The organism is Thermomonas mangrovi (assembly GCF_028201335.1).
Taxonomy (GTDB): Bacteria; Pseudomonadota; Gammaproteobacteria; order Xanthomonadales; family Xanthomonadaceae; genus Thermomonas; species Thermomonas mangrovi.
The window spans coordinates 81,117-99,954 of sequence record NZ_JAPEVV010000007.1; the positions used below are offsets into that span (position 1 = coordinate 81,117).

General features: G+C 71.6%; 20 protein-coding genes. 5 read left to right on the forward strand and 15 right to left on the reverse strand.

The annotated features are described in order from the left end of the window. Window positions 1-32 precede the first annotated feature (32 nt). The 9 genes from ON759_RS10690 to ON759_RS10730 all read right to left on the reverse strand — a co-directional run bounded on the left by ON759_RS10690 (window position 33) and on the right by ON759_RS10730 (window position 9,480). Window positions 33-1,238, reverse strand: coding sequence for a serine hydrolase domain-containing protein (locus ON759_RS10690; RefSeq protein WP_271680372.1), 1,206 nt, complete (start codon window positions 1,236-1,238; stop codon window positions 33-35). Between the two features lie 4 nt (window positions 1,239-1,242). Beyond that, window positions 1,243-1,602: a helix-turn-helix domain-containing protein gene (locus ON759_RS10695; protein WP_271680373.1), complete on the reverse strand. Its 360-nt coding sequence runs from the start codon at window positions 1,600-1,602 to the stop codon at window positions 1,243-1,245. Next, the gene (locus ON759_RS10700; protein WP_271680374.1) at window positions 1,599-1,901 is read right to left on the reverse strand and encodes a type II toxin-antitoxin system HigB family toxin; all 303 of its coding nucleotides are present in this window, start codon (window positions 1,899-1,901) and stop codon (window positions 1,599-1,601) included. The genes ON759_RS10695 and ON759_RS10700 overlap by 4 nt, the downstream gene beginning before the upstream one ends. A gap of 122 nt (window positions 1,902-2,023) precedes the next feature. Next, window positions 2,024-5,269: an error-prone DNA polymerase gene (locus ON759_RS10705; RefSeq protein WP_271680375.1), complete on the reverse strand. Its 3,246-nt coding sequence runs from the start codon at window positions 5,267-5,269 to the stop codon at window positions 2,024-2,026. Next, complete coding sequence (locus ON759_RS10710) at window positions 5,266-6,684, reverse strand: Y-family DNA polymerase (protein WP_271680376.1); 1,419 nt, start codon at window positions 6,682-6,684, stop codon at window positions 5,266-5,268. The genes ON759_RS10705 and ON759_RS10710 overlap by 4 nt, the downstream gene beginning before the upstream one ends. A 9-nt stretch (window positions 6,685-6,693) precedes the next feature. Further along, window positions 6,694-7,320, reverse strand: a complete 627-nt coding sequence (gene imuA / locus ON759_RS10715; RefSeq protein ID WP_271680377.1) for a translesion DNA synthesis-associated protein ImuA — start codon at window positions 7,318-7,320, stop codon at window positions 6,694-6,696. A 1-nt stretch (window position 7,321) separates the two neighbouring features. Next, complete coding sequence (gene lexA, locus ON759_RS10720; RefSeq protein ID WP_271680378.1) at window positions 7,322-7,939, reverse strand: transcriptional repressor LexA; 618 nt, start codon at window positions 7,937-7,939, stop codon at window positions 7,322-7,324. 76 nt (window positions 7,940-8,015) lie between these two features. Beyond that, the gene (locus ON759_RS10725) at window positions 8,016-8,792 is read right to left on the reverse strand and encodes a hypothetical protein (protein WP_271680379.1); all 777 of its coding nucleotides are present in this window, start codon (window positions 8,790-8,792) and stop codon (window positions 8,016-8,018) included. A gap of 73 nt (window positions 8,793-8,865) precedes the next feature. Beyond that, window positions 8,866-9,480 (reverse strand): DNA-3-methyladenine glycosylase I, encoded by a 615-nt coding sequence (locus tag ON759_RS10730; protein ID WP_271680380.1) that lies wholly within the window; start codon window positions 9,478-9,480, stop codon window positions 8,866-8,868. A 141-nt stretch (window positions 9,481-9,621) separates the two neighbouring features. Here ON759_RS10730 and ON759_RS10735 point away from each other — a divergent pair, with 141 nt between their 5' ends. Further along, entirely contained in the window at window positions 9,622-9,819 is a 198-nt protein-coding gene (locus ON759_RS10735) for a hypothetical protein (protein ID WP_271680381.1), read from the forward strand. Here the strand turns inward: ON759_RS10735 and ON759_RS10740 are convergent. The 4 genes from ON759_RS10740 to ON759_RS10755 are packed head-to-tail and all read right to left on the reverse strand — an operon-like array spanning window position 9,801 to window position 12,992. Beyond that, window positions 9,801-10,508 (reverse strand): acyl carrier protein phosphodiesterase, encoded by a 708-nt coding sequence (locus tag ON759_RS10740; RefSeq protein WP_271680382.1) that lies wholly within the window; start codon window positions 10,506-10,508, stop codon window positions 9,801-9,803. The two genes, ON759_RS10735 and ON759_RS10740, sit on opposite strands and share 19 nt — an antisense overlap. 37 nt (window positions 10,509-10,545) lie before the next feature. Continuing rightward, window positions 10,546-10,920 carry a hypothetical protein gene (locus ON759_RS10745; RefSeq protein ID WP_271680383.1) on the reverse strand — a complete coding sequence of 125 codons (375 nt, stop codon included), beginning with the start codon at window positions 10,918-10,920 and terminating at the stop codon, window positions 10,546-10,548. A 46-nt stretch (window positions 10,921-10,966) separates the two neighbouring features. Next, window positions 10,967-11,743, reverse strand: coding sequence for a LytR/AlgR family response regulator transcription factor (locus ON759_RS10750; protein ID WP_271680384.1), 777 nt, complete (start codon window positions 11,741-11,743; stop codon window positions 10,967-10,969). After that, a complete protein-coding gene (locus tag ON759_RS10755; RefSeq protein ID WP_271680385.1) occupies window positions 11,736-12,992 on the reverse strand; it encodes a sensor histidine kinase in 1,257 nt (418 codons plus the stop codon). Before ON759_RS10755 ends, ON759_RS10750 begins: the two co-directional genes overlap by 8 nt. 187 nt (window positions 12,993-13,179) lie before the next feature. On the opposite strand from ON759_RS10755, the gene ON759_RS10760 reads away from it, so the two are divergent. Together ON759_RS10760 and ON759_RS10765 are read left to right on the forward strand one after the other, a co-directional pair. Beyond that, a complete protein-coding gene (locus ON759_RS10760; RefSeq protein WP_271680386.1) occupies window positions 13,180-13,941 on the forward strand; it encodes a class I SAM-dependent methyltransferase in 762 nt (253 codons plus the stop codon). A 114-nt stretch (window positions 13,942-14,055) separates the two neighbouring features. Then, window positions 14,056-14,805: a hypothetical protein gene (locus ON759_RS10765; protein WP_271680387.1), complete on the forward strand. Its 750-nt coding sequence runs from the start codon at window positions 14,056-14,058 to the stop codon at window positions 14,803-14,805. A 12-nt stretch (window positions 14,806-14,817) separates the two neighbouring features. Here the strand turns inward: ON759_RS10765 and ON759_RS10770 are convergent, their stop codons facing one another. Both ON759_RS10770 and ON759_RS10775 read right to left on the reverse strand, forming a co-directional pair. Further along, on the reverse strand, window positions 14,818-17,328 hold the full coding sequence (locus ON759_RS10770; protein ID WP_271680388.1) for a mechanosensitive ion channel family protein: 2,511 nt from the start codon (window positions 17,326-17,328) through the stop codon (window positions 14,818-14,820). Between the two features lie 67 nt (window positions 17,329-17,395). Then, complete coding sequence (locus ON759_RS10775) at window positions 17,396-17,776, reverse strand: YciI family protein (protein ID WP_271680389.1); 381 nt, start codon at window positions 17,774-17,776, stop codon at window positions 17,396-17,398. Window positions 17,777-17,932: 156 nt separating this feature from the next. Here ON759_RS10775 and ON759_RS10780 point away from each other — a divergent pair, with 156 nt between their 5' ends. Continuing rightward, window positions 17,933-18,352: a YciI family protein gene (locus ON759_RS10780; RefSeq protein ID WP_271680390.1), complete on the forward strand. Its 420-nt coding sequence runs from the start codon at window positions 17,933-17,935 to the stop codon at window positions 18,350-18,352. A 28-nt stretch (window positions 18,353-18,380) separates the two neighbouring features. Beyond that, window positions 18,381-18,827, forward strand: coding sequence for a VOC family protein (locus tag ON759_RS10785; RefSeq protein ID WP_271680391.1), 447 nt, complete (start codon window positions 18,381-18,383; stop codon window positions 18,825-18,827). Window positions 18,828-18,838 lie beyond the last annotated feature (11 nt).

The following is an 18,838-nucleotide window of genomic DNA, read 5'->3' on the forward strand; positions in this document are numbered from 1 at the left end:
ATCCAGGGTAGCAGGCGGAACCTAGTGAATTGCTACCACCCCGCCGCGCTCTGCTCCTCCACCCGACTGAACGCCGAATGCGCGCCGGTCGAATCGTTCGGCACGCCGGTGGCGAAGTAGGCCACCCCGGTGCCGGCGGCGCGGTCCAGCCACAGGCCCGAGAGCAGGCCGTAGGCATTGCCGCTGTGGCCGATGCGGCGGCGGCCGTCGCCGAACAGGTCGTCGCGGCAGCGGCTGCCGTCGCCGCTGGCCAGCACCTGGGTCGCCAGGCCGTAGGCGCAGAAGAAGCCGCCGCGCGCGGGTTCGTCTTCCTCGCCGATCGCGCCGTTGCCGCCGTCGAAGGTCCACGCGGGGCCGGCGAGCAGGCGCACCGAGCCAGGCGAGAGCAGGCGCACGCCGTCGAGCGTGCCGTCGTTGAGCAGCAGCCGGCCGATGCGGGCGAGGTCGCGTACCGAGATCCGCAGCCCGCCCTGCGGCGAGTACAGCGCGCCGTTGCGGCCCGGCGTCCACTGCGCCAGGTCGCAGCTGCCGTCGCGCGCGGCGATCACCAGGCAGGCCGGGCGCTGGCCGCGCAGGTCGTCCTTGCGTGGCGTGCGTTCGGCGTCGTACAGCACCACCGCGCGGCGGATCGCGGCGTCGCTGCAGCCGGACCAGTTGAAGCAGGCGTCCAGCTTGAGCGGGAACAGCACCAGCCGCCGCATCAGGCGGTCGAAGCGTTCGCCGGTGGCGCGCTCCATCACCTGCGCGACCAGCGGGAAGTTGAGGTTGGTGTAGCGGAAGTAGGTGCCCGGCGCGTGCCCGGTGTCCCAGGCCTTGGGATCGGCGGTCAGCGCCTCGATGCCGGTGCCCAGCGGCACGTCCCAGTAGCCGGCGCCGTCGGTCAGGCTGGAGGTGTGCGAGAGCAGCATGCGCAGGGTGATCGGCGTGCCGGGGAAGGCCGGGTTGCGCAGCGGCATGCCCAGCCGCTCGCCGACGTCCTCGTCCAGCGAGAGCGTGCCGGCCTCGACCAGGCGCAGTACCGCGATCGCGGTCACCAGCTTGCTGATCGAGGCGATCCGCGCCGGGTCGTCGATGCCGATCGCGCGATTCGCGGCGATGTCGGCCAGGCCCTCGGCCTGGGTGGCGGTCTCGCCGTTGCGGTCGAAGGCGACGCGCACGCGGGCGACGGGCTCGGCGGCCTGCGCCAGGCCGCAAGACAAGGCGAGGATGAGGGCGATCAGCGGGGTGGGCATGCGCATGGGATCAGGCACCGATCAGGCTTTCGGCGGGGATGCCGAGGTTGCGATGCAGGTTGCGGATCATCTCCAGCGTCAATCCACGCTTGCGGTTGAGCACTTCGTAGACGCGATTGGGCTGGCCGATGGACGGCACGAGGTCTTTCACGGTCAGGCCGCCTTGTTCCATGCGGAAGCGGATCGCTTCGATGGGGTCGGGCGCTTCGATCGGGAAATGCTTCGACTCGTAGGCTTCCACCAGCGTGGCCAGGATCTCGAAGCGGTCGCCGTCCTCGCTGCCCGGCTCCGGTTCGTCGTCGAAATACGCGGAGACCTCGCGGAGCGCGCGCTTGTAGTCGGCCTTGGTGCGGATGGGATGGATATTCATGCGTCCTCCACGGTGGCCGCATCGATGCGGTCGTATTGCGCGTGCGTGCCCACGAACTTGATGTAGACCGCCTGGAACTTGTATGCCACGGCGACGACCAGGCGGTAGTCGTTGCCCTTGATGTTGAAGACGACGCGGTTGTGGCCCACGAAGCTGGCGCTGGCGTAATGCCGCTTGATGTCCTGGGGCGTTTTCCAGGTGGCATGGCGGGCTTCGTCATGCCATGCCTTCAAGGGTTGCTCCGCATCCGGGTGGCGATCCCAGAAGGTGCGGAGCGTGCCGATGGCGATGACCTTCATTGGCTGCGATCATAGTCCCGTTTTGGGACTAACGCAAACGATGCCGCCGACCCGTTTCGCTCGCAGGCGGATGGCAGGTCCGGCGATGGCGATGCGATGTTGCATGGCAGGCGCTGGCGGCGTCAGTGGAAATCGCGCGAGGCCAGCGGCAACGCGCCCAGCAGGTGGCTGAGGTCGTGCAGCTCGCCGGCGACCAGGTGCTGCACGCCGTCCACGTCCTCCCAGCGTCCGCGCACCGCGAGCAGGCGCGCTTGCAGCAGGGCCTGGCGCCGGCGGATGGCGAGGTGCGGCCAGACGATCACGTTGACCATGCCGTGCTCGTCCTCGAGGGTGACGAAGATGGTGCCCTTGGCGGTGGCCGGGCGTTGCCGCTGGGTGACCAGGCCGGCGACATGCACGCCGCTGCCGTGCGGGCGCTGGCGCGCGCTGCGCGAATCCATCAGGCGCTGCGACGCCAGCCGCGGGCGCAGCAGGGACAGCGGGTGCGCGCCCAGGGTGAGGCCGGTGCTGCGGTAGTCGGCCAGCACCTGTTCGCCGGGTGCCGGCGCGGGCAGCACGATCGCGTCTTCGTCGGGGCTGCCGGGCAGCAGCGGGCGGCGCGGCTCGATCCCGGCCATCGCCCAGCGCGCGGCGTTGCGATGCCCGGCCAGGGCGTCCAGCGCACCGGCATCGGCCAGCGCGTGGCGCGCCTTGGCGTCCAGCCCGGCGCGCAGGCAGAGGTCGCGCACGTCGGCGAACGGCCGTTGCGCGCGCGCCGCGGCGATCGCCCGCGCGGTGGCCTCCTGCAGCCCCGTCACCTGGCGCAGGCCCAGCCGCACCGCTGGTTGCGCGCCATCGTCCACGCCCCGCCGCGGGTGCCCGCCCTCCAGCGTGCAATCCCAGTCGCTGCGCGCGATGTCCACCGGACGCACCTCCACCGCGACCCGGCCGCCGTGGCCGCGGCGCGCGTCCTGCACGATCTGGCTGGGCGAGTAGAAGCCCATCGGCTGCGCGTTGAGCAGCGCGCAGGCGAAGGCCGCGGGCTCGTGGCGCTTCAGCCAGCAGCTGATGTAGACCAGCTTGGCGAAACTGGCCGCGTGGCTCTGCGGGAATCCGTACGACCCGAACCCCTTGATCTGCTCGAAGATCTGGTCGATGAACGCCGACGCGTAGCCCTTGGCTTCCATCAGCGCGCGGATGCGCGCGCGGTGCGGTTGCATGTCCCCGCCCTGCCGCCATGCCGCCATCGAGCGGCGCAGGTTGTCGGCTTCGCCGGCGGTGTAGCCGGCATGGATCACCAGCTCCATCACCTGTTCCTGGAACAAGGGGATGCCCAGGGTCTTCTCGAGGATGTCCTTGATCCCGTCCGATGGATAGACCACCGGGTCCAGCCCCTGCCGGCGTCGCAGGTAGGGATGCACCATGCCGCCCTGGATCGGCCCGGGGCGCACGATCGCCACTTCCACCACCAGGTCGTGGAAACAGGCCGGCTTGAGGCGCGGCAGCATGCTCATCTGCGCGCGCGATTCGATCTGGAACACGCCCACGGTGTCGGCGGCCTGGATCATCGCGTAGGTCGCCTCGTCGCCGGGCGGCAGGCGGGCGAGGTCGATCGCGTAGCCGCGATGGCGCTCGACCAGCGCCACCGCCTTGCGGATGCAGGTCAGCATGCCCAGCGCCAGGCAATCGACCTTGAGCAGCTTCATCGTCTCCAGGTCGTCCTTGTCCCACTGGATGATGGTGCGCTCCGCCATCGCCGCGTTCTCCACCGGCACCACGGTGTGCAGCGGCGCATCGCTGATCACGAAGCCGCCGACATGCTGCGAGAGGTGGCGCGGATGGCCCTGCAACTGTTCGCTCACCGCCAGCACGCGCGCGATGAGCGGGTTGTCCGGGTCGAAGCCGGCCTCGTGGAGGCGTTGCCGCATGGGCGTGCCGCCGTTGCCCCAGCCCTGGCATTCGGCCAGCAGGGCGAGCTGGTCGGGCGGCAGGCCGAACGCGCGGCCCACGTCGCGCACCGCGCTCTTGCCGCGATAGCGGATCACCGTGGCCGCCAGCGCGGCGCGTTCGCGGCCGTACTTCGCGTACACGTACTGCAGGACTTCCTCGCGTCGCTCGTGCTCGAAGTCGACGTCGATGTCCGGCGGTTCGTTGCGTTCCTTCGACAGGAAGCGCGCCATCAGCAGCCGGCTTTCCGCCGGATTGACCACGGTGATCCCGAGCGCGAAGCACACCGCGGAATTCGCCGCCGAACCGCGGCCCTGGCACAGGATGCCGCGCGACCTGGCGAAGCGGACGATGTCGTCCACGGTCAGGAAGAACGCTTCGTACTGGAGGTCCCCGATCAGCGCGAGCTCTTCGTCGACCTGCGCCACGACGTTCCCCGGCACGCCTTCCGGCCAGCGTTCGCGCACGCCCTGCTCGGCGCGCGCGCGCAGCCAGCTGGCGGGCGTGTGCCCGGGCGGCACCAGTTCCGCCGGGTAGCGGTATGCGAGGTCGCTGCCGAGTTCGAAGGTGCAGCGCCGCGCGAGTCGCACCGCGTTGTCGAGCAATTCGCGGGGATGGATGTTGCCCAGCGCGCGCCGCGTGCGCAGGTGGCGCTCGCCGTTGCGGAACAGGTGCGCGCCGCAGTCGGCCAACGGCAGGCCATGGCGGATCGCGGTCATCGTGTCCTGCAGCACGCGCTGGCGGCGCACGTCCATGTGCACGTCGCCTGCCGCCAGGGGAACGAGTTGCAACGCATCCGCGAGGGCGAGCAAGGCGCGCAGGCGGGCCTCGTCGTCCCGGTCGCGATGCAGTTCCACCGCGAGGTGCGCGCGGTCCCCGAACACGCGGCGCAACCACCGGCCTTGCTCGGGATCCGGCTGCGCGGCCGGGCACCACAGCGCGAACAGCCCGGGGTCGGCATCCGCCAGCACGGTTTCCACGTCGCTGCGCGAGAGCCGGTAGCCGCCTTTCGGCGCGGCGCGGCGTGCGTGGGTGATGAGCCTGCACAGCTGCGCGTAGCCGGCCGCGTGCTCGACCAGCAGCACGCATTTGAGCCCGCAGGCGAGGACGAATTCGCTGCCGACGATCAACTTCACGCCCGTGGCGCGCGACGCCTCCAGCCCGCGCACGATGCCGGCCAGCGAGCATTCGTCGGTGATCGCCAATGCTTCGTAGCCGCAATGGCGTGCGCGTTCGAACAGTTCCTCCGCACTCGCGGCGCCGCGCAGGAACGAGAAGTCCGAGAGGCAGTGCAATTCGGCGTAGGCGGGCAGGTCGTCGTGGCCAGGCGCATCGTCGTTGGCGGCGGGCAGGCGATGGCGCCGGGCGACGTCCCATGCGCGCGGCATGCGCCCGCCCGGGGTTTCCCGGTCCACGCCATCGACCGCATCGTCCCAGCTCACGCGAACCAGCCGTGCAGCATCCAGCCCTCGCGTTCGCCGGGCGGGACGAAGGCCCATGCGCGCTGCCCCTGCGAGGTCTCCAGCACGTAGTAATCGCGACGCGCGTCGTCGCCGTCCCACCAGCCGCTTTCCAGCCGCTCGGGGCCGGACACGATGCGCAGGCGCGGGTCGCGCAAGGGCACCGGCTTGGCCAGCAACCAGGTCGGGCGCGGAGGACGCGGCGGTGCCGGGCCGATGCGCGTGTCGTCGCCCTCGATGCGGCGCCATGCGCGTTCGGGGCGCGGGTCGCCGGTCGGCGCGAGGCGATGCACGGCCTCGTCGCCGAGGCGCGCCCGCAGGCGTTCGCGCAGTTGCGGCCAGGGCAGGTGCTGCTGCGGGCGGGCATCGAACAGGTCGCGGGTGGCCGGCACGAACGGCGGCAGCGCGCGCGCGAGCAGGCGCACCGCGACCACCGGCTTCGGGATGGTGGTGCGTTCCAGGCGGTTGCGGGTGACTTCGAACAGCAGCTCCGGCGCGCGTTCGGCGGCGAGCAGGCCGACCTCGACGTCGGTATGGCCCTGCTCGTGCTCCAGCCGCAGCACGAAGCGCTGCACGCCGCCGTCGCGGATCGACAGTGCGGTGCACAGGTCGCCGACCAGGCGCCGCAGCGGGAACAGCAGCGCGGGGTGGGCCTCGACCTCGTGGCCCAGTTCGATGCGGGCGTCGAAATGGTCCGGCGGCGCGTACCACGCCAGCGGGTCGTCGGCCTGTCCGTGCAGGCGGTCCAGATGGTCCAGCAGGGGCCGCCCGAAGCGCCGTTGCAGGCTGTCGCGCGGCAGCGCGCGCAGCGTGCGCAGGTCGCGGATGCCCATCCGGTGCAGGCGTTCGCCGGCGTCGCCCGGCAAGCGCGCCCGTCGCACCGGCACCCGGTCCAGCAGGGCGGACATCGCCTCGGGCTGCATCACCGCCAGGCCGTCGCGCAGGCCCGCGAACACGTGCGCGGCGCGCGGCGTGGGCGCCAGCGCGATCCGGTGGCGGAAGCCGAGCATCCCGAGCTCCTCGCGCAGGCGCGCCTCGATCCGCGGCCACGGGCCGAGCAGGCGGAAGCTGGCGCGTACCTCCAGCACCAGGCAGCCGGGCCATTGCGTGCTGACCAGCGAGCTGTGCCGGTAGGCCCAGGCGGCGAGGAAGCGTTGCCAGCGCGCCTCCGCGGCGGGGTCGTGGTCCACCATCGCGAACTCGGGCAGCAAGGCCTGCGCGGCGGTGAGGCGCATGCCGGCGCGCAGGCCCGCCTGCGATGCGGCGTCGTTGACCGCATGCAGGCTGCGCAATTGCGCGGGACCGCCGACCAGCGCCAGCGGCGGGTCGGGATCAGGCAGGCGGCGGAGGACGCCGTCCAGCGCCAGCCGCGGCAGCAGGATGCAGGCCCAGAGCATGCGCGGGCCTCAATGCACGACCGCTGCGAAGGCGCGCGCGGGAGCCGGGCCGCCCCGGCATTTGCGGACCCACCATTCGATCCCGCCGCTGGCGACCTGCCGGGCCTGCAAACGCAGCGCCGCCGGCGAAGGATTGGCGGCATGGCGTGCATCGCGCAGCGCGAAGCCGAGGCAGTCGCCGGTGTCGGCGGCTACCTGCAGCCTGCGCAGGGCCTGCGCGTCGGCCTGGCGTGGCCACCCCAGCACCGCGCTGCACGCCCCGCTGCGCAGGCATTGTTCGAAGGCCCAGGACGCATCGCGCGGGCCGGCATCGACCACCTGCAACAACGCGAGGTCGATGCCGGCGACCTGCCAGGCCGGCGCATACGGCAGGTAGGGCGGGGCGATGAGCGCCACGATGCCGCCGGCGCGGGTCAACCGCGCCAGGGTGGGCAGCAGCAGGGCGAGTTCGCCCACGCCGTCCGCAGGGAGCAGTAGTTCGGTCAGCGCGCGTCGCGGCCAACCGCCCTGCGGCAGCAAGGCGTCCAGCGCCGGGTGGCCGGTGGGTTCGCCGTCGGCGGCAGGCGCCGTGCTGCGCCCGGCCTGCCAGATCGTGCGTGCGGCCAGCAGGCCTTCGAGGGCAACCACCGCACCCATCTCAGCCCAGCCGCACCAGGCCGCAGTACACGCCTTCGATCGCGAAGTCCTGGCCGCGCTGGACCTCGATCGGGGCATGCGCGGGATTGCGTGGCAGCAGGCGCAGCCGGCGGGCGCTGCGTTGCAGGCGCTTGATCGTCAATTCACCGTCGATGCGGGCGACCACGGTCTGCCCGTCGCGGGCGTCGGCGGCGCGCTGCACCGCGACCAGGTCGCCGTCGAGGATGCCGTCCTCGACCATCGAGTCGCCCTGCACCTTCAGCAGGTAGTCCGGGCGCGGCGAGAACATCCTGCGGTCCAGCCACAACGGCTCCGCGGCCTCCGCCCCCAGCCCGAGGTCGGCGCCGATCGGCGTGCCCGCGGCGACCCGGCCCAGCACCGGCAGGGCGAGCAACGCGGCGGGGCCGCCCGGCAGGCGCAGGCCGCGGCTGCGGCCGCCGGCCTGCTCGACCAGCCCGGCTTCAACCAGCGCCTGCACATGCTTCTGCGCGGCGTTGCGCGAGGCGAAGCCGAACGCCTCGGCGATCTCGGCGAGGCTGGGTGCGCGGCCGGCCGCGAGTTCCGCGCGCAGGTAGGCGAGGATCTCGGCGCGCCGCGGCGGCAGGTCGATGGGGTCCATGGGTGTACATTTGTACACCCTTCGGTCTCGCCAGGCGAGACCGATGCCGGCGAACCCGGCGCAGTCGCGTCCCGCCTCAGCCCGGCGCGCGCGCCGGGTTGGGCAGCAGGCCGCCGGGGTACTTGCGGCGCAGCATCACCGTCTGCAGCACCAGCAGCGCGGCGATGCCCAGCGCCACCCAGGCCGCGACCTGCGCGCCCGGCAGGCCGCTGCCGGACTGCTTCACGTACACCGCGACCAGCGCCCACAAGGCGGCGATCACGTAGTCGATGTTGCCGCGCATGCGCAGGTTGAGCATCAGCAGCATCAGCGCGGCCAGCCCGAACAGCACCAGGCTCCACGGCAGCATCTCGGTGGTGGAGGCCAGCTGGTAGGCGACGATGACCTGCGCCAGGTTGAGGAAGGCGGCCAGCGACAGCCAGCCGGCGTGCAGCGACAGCGGCAGCCAGGCCCACATCCACTGGCCCTCCTGCGGGGTGCGGTCGTGCGAGAGGATCAGCGCGCAGCGCACCAGGCAGGCCATCGCGCCGAAGATCACCAGCAGGCACAGCCAGAACAGGCCCATCGAGAACAGCGGCATCCAGGTCGCGGTCAGCGCGAAGCCCGCGGCCGCCCACGGCGCCACGTGGGCCAGGGTGTCGTCGCGCTTGCGCTCGCCGGTGGCCTGCCAGGCCGCGTAGGCGAGGTCGAGCAGGAAGATCAGGCCCCAGATCGCGAAGGCGTAGCCGGCGGCGACCAGCAGGGTGGGGTAGCGGTCGGACATGGTCCCGTTGTCGGGGCCGAAGGTGCCGTTGTTGGAGAACCACGCCACCAGCGGCATGGCGATGGCGGTCAGCAGGACGAGCAGGCGCATGGGCGGGGCCCTCCGGTCGGGAGCAGGTGGCGGCGACTCTGGCGGTACGCGCGTGATGCCCGGGTGGATGCGCTCAGGGCCGCGGCAGGGCGCGGCGCGCGTCCTCCACCGCGGCGCGCACGTGGCAGTCGTGCTGGTGGTCATTGACCAGGCCCATCGCCTGCATGAAGGCGTACATCGTGGTCGGGCCGACGAACTTCCAGCCGCGCTTCTTGAGGTCCTTGGACAGCGCGATCGCCTCGGGCGCAGTGGTGAAGCTGCGCAGCACCTCCACGGTGAGCCTCTTCGGGCGTTTCGAGACGTCGACTTCGTAGCCCCAGAAATAGCGCGCCAGCGACCCGAACTCGCGCTGCAGCTCGATCGCGCGGCCGGCATTGTGGATCACCGCCTCGATCTTGCCGCGGTGGCGGACGATGCCGGCATCGCCCAGCAGGCGCTGCACGTCGGCCTCGGTATAGGCCGCGACCTTGCAGAAATCGAAGCCGTCGAAGCCGGCGCGGAAGGCCTCGCGCTTCTTGAGGATGGTGATCCAGCTCAGCCCGGCCTGGAAGCCTTCCAGGCTGATCTTCTCGAACAGGCGGATGTCGTCCACCACCGGCCAGCCCCATTCGCGGTCGTGGTAGCCGTCGTACAGCGGCGAGCCATCGGACCAGAAGCAGCGTTGCAACGGTTGCGCGTCCCGGGGCATCCCATGTCACCAAGGCGGCGGGACAGGGTAGCTGAACGAATCCCTGCCGAATCGCCCCGCGGCAGCCAGGCGTGACTTCCTGCCCATGCGGTCTTTGTTCTGGTGTTTTACATTACCAACACACCAATACAGGAGACGTTCATGTTCCTCGCCAAGTCCCCCAGCCCGATGACCTACGTCGAGCGCCGCATGACCCCGCGCCGCGGGGACGGCGGAGCCAACGCCACCGCCCGCATCCACCGCCAGCGCGACTTCGGCGTGGGGTACGGCAACAGCTCCGGCTACGGCAGCAACCGCCATTACGCCGCCCCGGCCGCTTCCTATTTCCGTTGCCGTTGATCCTGTTCGAAGGACTCCGGCCGGGTCGCGTCCTCCCCGCGCGATCCGGTCGGTAGCCCCCCCTTCGAGCAGGGTTCCTCGTCGTGCGGGTGCGGGTCGGTCCCCTTGCCGACCCGCATCCGTGCGGCATTTTCGATGAGGTCCGGGAAGAACCCGGCGAACGCGGCCTCGACCGCGGCCTCCTCCGCCCGCAGCACCTCCAGGCAGTCCACCAGCTTGTCGCCATTGCGCGACAACCGGGTGGCGATGCCGCGCACCGCGTGGTCCACCGCCTCGCGCCGCGCATACGATCCCAGCCAGTCGTGCGCGGCCATCCGTGGCGCCACCGCCTGCAGCCGCGGCGGCAGGGTGGCGTGGCGTTCGCGCAGGATGCGGTAGACCCGCGCGGTGAACGCCGCCAGCGGCGCGTCGTCCCAATGCCGCCAGTCGCGCGCCAGGCAATGGTCGAAGTACACGTCGAGCACGATGCCCGCGTAACGGCGCAGCGGCCCGAAGCGCGTGCGCGCCGCGACCACCGCCGGATGGTCGTCGGTGTAGCGGTCGATGCGGCGGTGGCGGACGATCTCCGCGCGGATCGGTTCCGGCCAGTCCTGCAGCGCCGATTGCCCGAACACGAAGTCGCCCAGCAGCCCGCCGAGCAGCGCGTCGTCGGAATGCCGCGCCAGCCAGGCGTGCGCGAGGTAGTTCATGCGCCGATGGTAACGGCGCGCGAACGCGGCGCCGGGCTCAGGGCGTGGCGACGTCCCGCGGCGGCTTGCAGTCCGGGCCGAGCGTGCCGGCATCGAGCCCCACGCACACCCGGAACCCGTCCAGCCCGGCGATCTGCCGGCTGTCGCCGCGGGCCACGCTGAAGCGCCGCAGCGGTGCCTGCGTGCAGCCGCTGCCGCTGCCGGCATCGCATGCGTCGGCATACAGCGTGTAGTGGCACCAGCCGCTGTCGCTCGCCTCGCAGTCGAAGCGCGCCACCCCGTCCTGCAGGCGCGCCTCGCTGGCGAGCACGTCGTGGCCGTCCTGGCTGATGCGGTGGGTGTAGGTGGTGCCGCCCATCGCGCAACCGCCGAGGGCGAGCAGGAACTGGAGCAGGGCCGCGAACTTCGGCATCGGGGGTCCCCTTGGCTGGGTGGGCGCGATGGGCGTCGCGCCGCGGTCACATGTGCTTGAACAGGGCCATGAACGGCTGGCTGACGGTGAGCGTCTCGCTGCGCTGGCGCAGGCGCACCGTGCCGCGCCCGCTGTCGTCGCGGACGATGCCGGCGATCGCCTTCAGGTTGACGATGGTGGAGCGGTGGATCTGCTTGAACGTGTTCGGGTCCAGTCGCGGCAGCAGTTCGCGCAGCGAGGTGCGCAGCAGCGCCTCGCCGTCGGCGGTGACCACCGTGGTGTATTTCTGGTCGGCCTGGAAATAGGCGACGTCGTCGACCAGGATCAGCCGGGTCTCGCGGCCGGCGCTGGCAGTGAGCCAGGTCAGCGGTTCCGGCGCGCCGGCCTGCGCGGGCAGCGCGCCCAGCTTGCCGAGCAGGGTGGCCAGCGCGGCCGCATCCGGTTGCAGGTCGCGGGCCTGCAGGCGGGCGACGGTGGCGTCGAGGCGCTCCGGCTTCACCGGCTTGAGCAGGTAGTCGATCGCGCCGCGCTCGAAGGCATCGATCGCGTACTGGTCGTAGGCGGTCACGAACACGATCTGCGTGCGCGGGCTGGCCTCGGCGGCGACCGCCGCGACCTCCAGGCCGGTGAGGCCGGGCATGCGGATGTCGAGGAAGGCGACGTCCGGGGTGTGCTCGGCCAGCGCCTCCACCGCGCTGGCGCCGTCCTCGCATTCGGCGACGACCTGCAGGGTCGGCCATGCGCGCTTGAGTTCGGCGACCAGCGAATGGCGCAGCAGCGATTCGTCCTCGGCGACGATGCAGGTGCGGTCGGGGTCAGCCATGGGCGGCGCTCCGGGACGGGGCCTGCGCGGGCACGGTGATGGTGGCGGCCACGCCGGCGGGGAAGTTGGCGACCACCGACAGGTTGGCGACCCCGGCGTAGCGCAGGCGCAGGCGCTCGCGCACGTTCTTCAGGCCGATGCCGGTGCCGCTGGTCTTGGTGTTGAAGCCTTCGCCATCGTCGGCGACGGTGACCGCGACGCCCGCATCGTCGGCGCGCGCACGGATCCACACCGTGCCGCCGCCGGTGCGCGGTTCCAGCCCGTGCTTGATCGCGTTCTCCACCAGGGTCTGCAGCATCATCGCCGGCAGCGGGGTGGCGCGCAGCGACTCGGCGATGTCGACCTGCACCTGCAGGCGGTCGCCCATGCGGATCTTGAGGATCTCCAGGTAGGCCAGCGCGCGTTCGAGTTCCGCGCCCAGGGTCGACATCTCTTCCTCGGCGCTGGGCAGCGAGCGGCGCAGGTACTGGATCAGGTGGCCGAGCATCGCCTCGGCGCGCGCGGGGTCGCTGCGGGTCAGCAGCTGCGCGCTGGCCAGCGTGTTGTAGAGGAAGTGCGGCTCCACCTGCGCATGCAGCAGGTGCAGCTTGGCCTCGGTGAGTTCCTTCTGCTCCGCGGTCTGGGTGGCGCTGGCCTGTTCGCCGCGGCGGCGCTCGCCGACCCGGCGGGTGATCGCGCGGACGATGGCCTCGGCGTTCTCGTAATTGGTGCCGTCGTCGACCAGGAACCAGTCGCTCCAGGCCGGGTTCTCGGGCTCGCAGATCAGGGTGACCCGGCCGCTGTCGCCGGCGGGGGTGACCGTGGCCAGCATCTGGTTGCGCGGCTGGCCGAACCACAGCAGCGGGTTCCAGCGTCGCAGCGGATGCTCGCCGTAGGTGCGCGGGCGGGCGATCTTGGCGCGTACCTGCAAGCTGTCGCGCGCGCTGTCCACCTGTTCGATGCCGGGCAGCTCGCGCACCGCGGCGTCCAGCAGGTCGAAGGCCTCGCCGGCCTCGAACGGGATCTCGACCAGCCGCTTCTGCCGGTTGTCGAGGGTGTCGTGGTCCACCCGCCCGGCGATCAGCTTCACCCGGTGCAGGTGCGAGAACGCGCCGGCGATGACCAGGGCCATCGTGCCGAAGCCCAGCAGGATCGCCGGGGCCTCGAACCGGCCGATGATCGGGATGCCGGAATACAGCGCGGCGAACAGCATGACCGCGACGCCCCAGGCGAACGCAATGCGGAAGACGAAGAACAGGCGCTTGAACATGGCGGGCTGCAATGGCGGCGAGTGCGGCGAGCATGGCCTCGCACGGCCGCGGGCGCCAGCCACCGCGCGACCAACCCCGGTGCGGAGGCGACGAAACCGGACGCCACCGGCGGCGCATGACCTCCGACCCGTGCCGTGCTGCACAAAGCGCGGATGATGGCGGCATCCCACGCACCGGATTCCGACCATGCGCCCGTTCCTGCTCGCCGCCAGCCTCGTCCTCGCCGCCCTGGCCGGCTGCGCCAGTACCGGCGGTGCCGGTTCCTCCGACGTCCGCGCCGTGCTGGCCAACCCGGCCCGCAGCCAGGCCGACCGCGAACGCGACCTGCGCGACCGCCCGGACCAAGTGCTGGCGCTGGCGCGCTTCAAGCGCGGCGACACCGTGGCCGACATCCTCTCCGGCGGCGGCTACTACGCCGAGATCCTGTCGGGCATCGTCGGGCCGCGCGGCAAGGTGCTGCTGGTCAACAACCCCGGTTACGAGGCCTTCGGCCGCAAGGGCCTGGCCGAACGGCTCGCCGGCGACCGCCTGCCCAACGTCACCCACCTCAGCGGGCCCACCGAGGCGCTGGGCATGGGCGAGGGCGTGCTCGACGGCGCGGTGATCGTGATGTCCTACCACGACCTGTACTGGGTCGACGAAAAGGAAGGCTGGCCGAAGGTCGATGCCGGCCAGTTCCTCGACCAGGTGGTGCGCGCGCTCAAGCCCGGCGGCGTGCTGCTGGTGGTCGACCACAGCGCGAAGGCCGGCACCGGCAGCGCCGATGCGCAGACCCTGCACCGGATCGAGGAGCAGTTCGCGATCGCCGATTTCCGCAAGCACGGGCTGGACTGGGAAGCCGCCATCCCGATCCTGCGCAACGAGGCCGACGACCGCAGCAAGAACGTGTTCGACCCGGCGATCCGCGGCAAGACCGACCGCTTCGTGCACCTGTACCGCAAGCCCTGACGCGCCTGGTCGATTACCAGGCCGCGCGGATGCCGCTGGAGCGGTGAGCCGTCGCGCGGGCCCCGCGCGCGACCGTGGAATACTGGCGCGCAGACCACCCGCCGGAGCAAGTGCATGATCCCGTCGCTACTGCTCGCGTTGGGCTTGTCCGCGGTCGAACCGGCGGCTGCCGACGTCGCGCCTCCGACAGATTGTGCAGCGCCGCTGGCGGCGCGCGTGCCCGAGGTCGCGACCGCTGCGCTGGCCCGCATCCCCGACCCCGGGCGCCGCCTGTTGGCCCTGCAGGCCTACCTGCACGCACGCGACCTGCCGACGCGCTGGAGTTGGGACGAGGCGCGGATCCGCGCGTACCAGGGATCCGCGGAGCAGCTGGCGGCGCAGGCCGCCCTCGACCGCGTGCAGTCCGCCTTCAGGGCCGCGAACCCCGGCTACCAGCTGCACGTGAACACCCAGGTGCGCAGTCTGGACGTGCAGCTCGCGCACTGGAACGAAAATGCGTCGGTGGCCGAAGCCGCGCAGGCGCTGGTGGTGGACGCAGGCCAGGCCTGCCGGGAGGCGCCGGGCCGCTTCGAGGCCTGGTTGCGCGCGTGGCGGCCGGCGGTGCGGGCCAATCTCGCGGCGCCGGGCCTGTCCGCGCACGGGCAGGCGCATGCCTTCGATTTCCAGGTGATCGCCGACCCCAGCGGCGTGCTGGTCGCCGGCACCGACAGTCGTCGCATCGATGCGGACTGGCGGACCGGCGGCTGGGCCGCCCGCCTGCAGGCGGCGATCACCGCATCGGGCATGCCGTTCGTGGGTCCGCTCGCCAGCCCCGACGAACCCTGGCACTACGCCTGGCAGCCCGGGCCGCCTGCCGCCCGCTGAAGCGTCCGCGACTCAGGCCGGCGTTGCGTCCGTCGCGCCATCCGGCCCGCGCAAGCGTCGCGCGACCTCGTCCGATACCGAGCGCAGGTGCAGGTCCTGCTGCGGGAACGGGATCTCGATCCCGGCCTGCACCAGCGCCGCGTACAGCCGCGTCGCGAGCTGGCTGCGGATGGTCGGCCAGTTGTCGAAGTCGTGGGTCCAGCCGCGCACCGCGAAATCCAGCGAGCTGGCCCCGAAGCCGCTGAACAGCACCGCCGGCGCCGGCACGTCGACCACGCCGGGCGTGCCCTTGACCACCTCGAGCAGCAGGCCGGCCACCCGCTCCGGATCGCTGCCGTAGGCCACGCCCACGGCGATGTCGATGCGTCGGTGCTGGTCGTGCAGGGTCCAGTTGGTGAACTTGTCGGCCAGCAGCATGCCGTTCGGCACCACCACGTCCGCGCCGTCGAAGGTACGGATGGTGGTCGCGCGCATGCCGATCTCGCCGACCCGTCCGGAAGTGCCCGAGACGTCGACCACGTCGCCCGGCTGCACCGGGCGCTCGAACATCAGGATCAGGCCGGACACGAAGTTCTTCACCACGTCCTGCAGGCCCAGGCCGATGCCCACGCCCATCGCGCCGAACAGGAAGGTGAGCTGCCCGATCTGGAAGCCGGCCGCCGCCAGCGCCGCCAGCAGGCCGACGAACAGCAGCGCGTAATAGGTCAGCGAGGCGATGCTGTTGTCGACGCCGCGCGGCAGCGACATCGTCGGCAGCACCTGCTCGCGCAGCAGGAAGCGCACCAGCCGCGCCACCGTCACCGCCAGCACCAGGCCGAGCACGAACACCAGCAGGCTGCCCAGGCTGAGCTCGATCTCGCCGACCTGGATGCTCGCGGTGACGATGCGCTCGACGGTGTCGTGGATCGGGCGGTAGATGCGGAAGCGGTTGGCGGTATAGAAGAGCCAGCCCAGCGCCCCCGCGAGGGCGGCCGCGCGCGAGGCGACATGCAGGATCTGCGGGGCGTGCGTGCGCAGCACCCGGAGCCCGCGGCCGTCGGGCTTCGGCAGCAGCTGGCCCAGCAGGGCGATGAACACGGTGATCCCGGCATACACCACCAGCGCCATGTAGCCGCTGTCGATCAGCCCGCTGGTCAGCATCTCGGCCAGGGTGAGGTTGCCGAACATGTTCGAGGTCGCGGCGATCGCCAGCACCAGCACCGCGAACCACGCCGCGCCCTGCAGGATCGGCCCGAGGTAGCCGCGCAAGTCGGCGACATCGACCTTGCGCGCGCGCCACGCCAGCCAGGCCATCAGGCCCAGCGCGAGCACGGTCAGGCCGACGTGGTACCAGCGGTACAGGAACAGGTTGCCGAGCAGCAGGAAGGCCAGGCGGTTGAGCAGGTAAAGCGCGCTGGCCACGTAGGGCCACGGCCCGAGGAACTCCTTGCTGTGCGGCGGCAACAGGCGCAACAACGGCACCAGTGCCACCAGCATCGCGAACTGGTGGATCAGCAGCGGGGCATCGGGCTCGAGCACCAGCATCGCCAGCATCGACAGCAGCAGCCAGGTCGAGAACGGGCGTGCGAGCACGCGGGCCGAGGCCGGGTCCGCCGGCGGGTGGCCCTCGCGGGTGCGCCGGCGTGCGCGCCACCACAGCCACAGCATCATCGGCAGCAGCAGGATCTCGAACAGGTGCAGCACCCGCTGGTTGCCGAGGTTGGACGCGCCGTACTCGCCCAGGAACGCGAACTCGATGCCCAGCGCCAGGCGCGTATTGTCCAGGGCGTCCTTGCCGCGTTCGTGGTCCGCCTTCAGCGTCCACAATGGCGGCGAGTCGATCCGGCCCAGGCGGCGGTCGCTGTAGGCGATCGCCGCGGCCACCGACTTCTGCCCGGCGGTGATCTGCGCATCCACCGCATTCGCCCGCCGCCCCAGCGCGAGCTGCCGTTCCAGCGGCACCGACAGCTTGTCGTTGGCCTCCTGCAGCAACGCGGTGACCCCGGTGGTGCGTTCCACCAGCGCCTGCGAGACCCGGTCCTGCGCCAGCGCCTGCCGGGTCAGGTCCCAGTCCGCGCGCCGTCGCGCCAGCTCGGCCGCAGCGTCGGTGTAGGGCTGGCTGGCCTCGCGCATCTCGCGCCGCAGCGCCTCGAAGCGCCGCGCCTCGAATGCCCAGTAGCGCTCCAGGCTCTCCAGCCGGGGCGCGGGCAGCAGCTTGAGCTCGTCGTAGTGGAAGTCGCGGCCGCGGGCCTCGGTGGAGGCGTCGATCTTCTGCAACCGCTGTTCCAGCGACTTCATCGCCGAGGTGCCCGCGGTGGTGGCGACTGCAATCACCTGTTCCGCATAGCGCTCATCGGTGTCGGCGCGGTCGGCGATGTCCTGCACCGCGATCGCCGCCGGCGGCGTGGGCTTGGCCGCGGGCTTGGCCGGCGCGGCCTTGTCGCCGGTGTCGGGCAGCGGTGGCGCCGCGCTGTCGCGGGCCTGCAGGACGGGCGATGTCAGCGCCGCGAACAGGCAGGCAAGCAGGGCGACGCGCAGGCGCATGCGGGGAATCCGGGTGGCGGTCAGGCCTACACGCTGCCGCGATGCCGCCGGCGATGCAAGCCGCGGGTCAGGCGGGCGCGCCGACCCGGGTCCGCACCGACTGCATGTCGCGCACCGGGCGTACCTCGATGCTGCCGAAGCGCGCCCACGGGAATTCGCGGGCGATCGCCATCGCCGCCTCCATCGAGTCGGCTTCGATCAGGTTGAAGCCGGCCAGGAACTCGCGGGTTTCGGCGAACGGTCCGTCGGTGACCCGCGACAGCCCCTCGCGCACGCGCAGGGTGCGCGCGGTGGCGGGGTCTTCCAGTTGCTGCGACCCGAGCAGGCAGCCGGCGTCGCGGAAGGCGTCGGCCTTCTCGAAGCAGCCGCGCATCAGCCGGTCGTACTCGTCCTGCGGCAGCGCCGCGAGCAGGGTCGGGTCGATGTGGATCAGGGTCAGGAACTGCATCGGCACGGTCCGTCGGGCGGGACCCGGATGATGCCCGCCGCGGCCGGCCGGCACAAACCGACGAAAAAAGATGCGCGGGGCTGTCGATTCCGCCGCCGCCCGTTCGTCGCATGGTGGGAAGCCGGCCTGCTGCCGGCCCGGACAACGGAGATCGCGATGAAGGTGATGGTGCTGGTCAAGGCGACGGTGGACTCGGAGGCCGGGGTGATGCCGTCCACCGAATTGTTCGAGGCGATGGGCAAGTTCAACGAGGCGCTGGTGGATGCCGGGGTGATGCTCGCCGGCGAGGGCCTGAAGCCCAGCGCGCAGGGCGTGCGGGTGGCTTTCGACGGCCCGGCGCGCACGTTGGTCGATGGCCCGTTCGCGGAGACCCGCGAGCTGGTCGCCGGTTTCTGGCTGTGGCAGGTGCGTTCGATGGACGAGGCGATCGAATGGGCCAAGCGTTGCCCGAACCCGATGCCGGGTCCGTCGGAACTGGAGATCCGCCCGCTCTACGAAGCCGAGGACTTCGGCGCCGAGTTCACCGACGCGCAGCGCGCCCGCGAAGAGGCCCTGCGCCAGCGCCTCGGCGATTGACCGTCCCCACCCGAACTGGAGAAGCACCATGAAGATCGTCACCAGCCTGAGTTTCCGCGGCCAGTGCCGCGAGGCCTTCGACTTCTATGCCGACGTGCTCGGCGGCAAGGTCACCGCCGCCTTTCCCTACGGCGCCGCGCCACCCGGCATGCCGATCACCGACGAGAAATACAAGGACTGGCTGATGCATTGCTGGCTCGAGGTCGGCGACCAGGCGCTGATGGGCGCCGACATGGACACCGCCTGGGCGCCCAACGTGGACAAACCCAAGAACGGCTTCGACGTCACCCTGCACACCGAAGACCACGACCAGGCCCGGGGCTGGTTCGACCGGTTGGCCGAGGGTGGCCACGTGGTCATGGCGTTCGGCGAGACGTTCTGGTCGCCCGGCTTCGGATCGCTGGTCGACAAGTTCGGCGTGCCGTGGATGATCAACGTCGTCCCCGCCGCCGGCTGGACCCCCGCGCAGGCCTGATCCGCCCCTTC

Excerpts from the sequence above, each read along its gene's own strand:
- ON759_RS10785 (WP_271680391.1), top strand. The coding sequence starts at position 18,381 with ATGAAGATCGTCACCAGCCTGAGTTTCCGCGGCCAGTGCCGCGAGGCC.
- ON759_RS10735 (WP_271680381.1), top strand. The coding sequence starts at position 9,622 with ATGTTCCTCGCCAAGTCCCCCAGCCCGATGACCTACGTCGAGCGCCGC.
- lexA (WP_271680378.1), bottom strand. The coding sequence starts at position 7,939 with ATGGACCCCATCGACCTGCCGCCGCGGCGCGCCGAGATCCTCGCCTAC.
- ON759_RS10740 (WP_271680382.1), bottom strand. The coding sequence starts at position 10,508 with ATGAACTACCTCGCGCACGCCTGGCTGGCGCGGCATTCCGACGACGCG.
- imuA (WP_271680377.1), bottom strand. The coding sequence starts at position 7,320 with ATGGGTGCGGTGGTTGCCCTCGAAGGCCTGCTGGCCGCACGCACGATC.
- ON759_RS10750 (WP_271680384.1), bottom strand. The coding sequence starts at position 11,743 with ATGGCTGACCCCGACCGCACCTGCATCGTCGCCGAGGACGAATCGCTG.
- ON759_RS10725 (WP_271680379.1), bottom strand. The coding sequence starts at position 8,792 with ATGCGCCTGCTCGTCCTGCTGACCGCCATCGCCATGCCGCTGGTGGCG.
- ON759_RS10690 (WP_271680372.1), bottom strand. The coding sequence starts at position 1,238 with ATGCGCATGCCCACCCCGCTGATCGCCCTCATCCTCGCCTTGTCTTGC.
- ON759_RS10755 (WP_271680385.1), bottom strand. The coding sequence starts at position 12,992 with ATGTTCAAGCGCCTGTTCTTCGTCTTCCGCATTGCGTTCGCCTGGGGC.
- ON759_RS10775 (WP_271680389.1), bottom strand. The coding sequence starts at position 17,776 with ATGCAGTTCCTGACCCTGATCCACATCGACCCGACCCTGCTCGCGGCG.
- ON759_RS10770 (WP_271680388.1), bottom strand. The coding sequence starts at position 17,328 with ATGCGCCTGCGCGTCGCCCTGCTTGCCTGCCTGTTCGCGGCGCTGACA.
- ON759_RS10695 (WP_271680373.1), bottom strand. The coding sequence starts at position 1,602 with ATGAATATCCATCCCATCCGCACCAAGGCCGACTACAAGCGCGCGCTC.
- ON759_RS10710 (WP_271680376.1), bottom strand. The coding sequence starts at position 6,684 with ATGCTCTGGGCCTGCATCCTGCTGCCGCGGCTGGCGCTGGACGGCGTC.
- ON759_RS10765 (WP_271680387.1), top strand. The coding sequence starts at position 14,056 with ATGATCCCGTCGCTACTGCTCGCGTTGGGCTTGTCCGCGGTCGAACCG.
- ON759_RS10700 (WP_271680374.1), bottom strand. The coding sequence starts at position 1,901 with ATGAAGGTCATCGCCATCGGCACGCTCCGCACCTTCTGGGATCGCCAC.
- ON759_RS10745 (WP_271680383.1), bottom strand. The coding sequence starts at position 10,920 with ATGCCGAAGTTCGCGGCCCTGCTCCAGTTCCTGCTCGCCCTCGGCGGT.
- ON759_RS10760 (WP_271680386.1), top strand. The coding sequence starts at position 13,180 with ATGCGCCCGTTCCTGCTCGCCGCCAGCCTCGTCCTCGCCGCCCTGGCC.
- ON759_RS10780 (WP_271680390.1), top strand. The coding sequence starts at position 17,933 with ATGAAGGTGATGGTGCTGGTCAAGGCGACGGTGGACTCGGAGGCCGGG.
- ON759_RS10730 (WP_271680380.1), bottom strand. The coding sequence starts at position 9,480 with ATGCCCCGGGACGCGCAACCGTTGCAACGCTGCTTCTGGTCCGATGGC.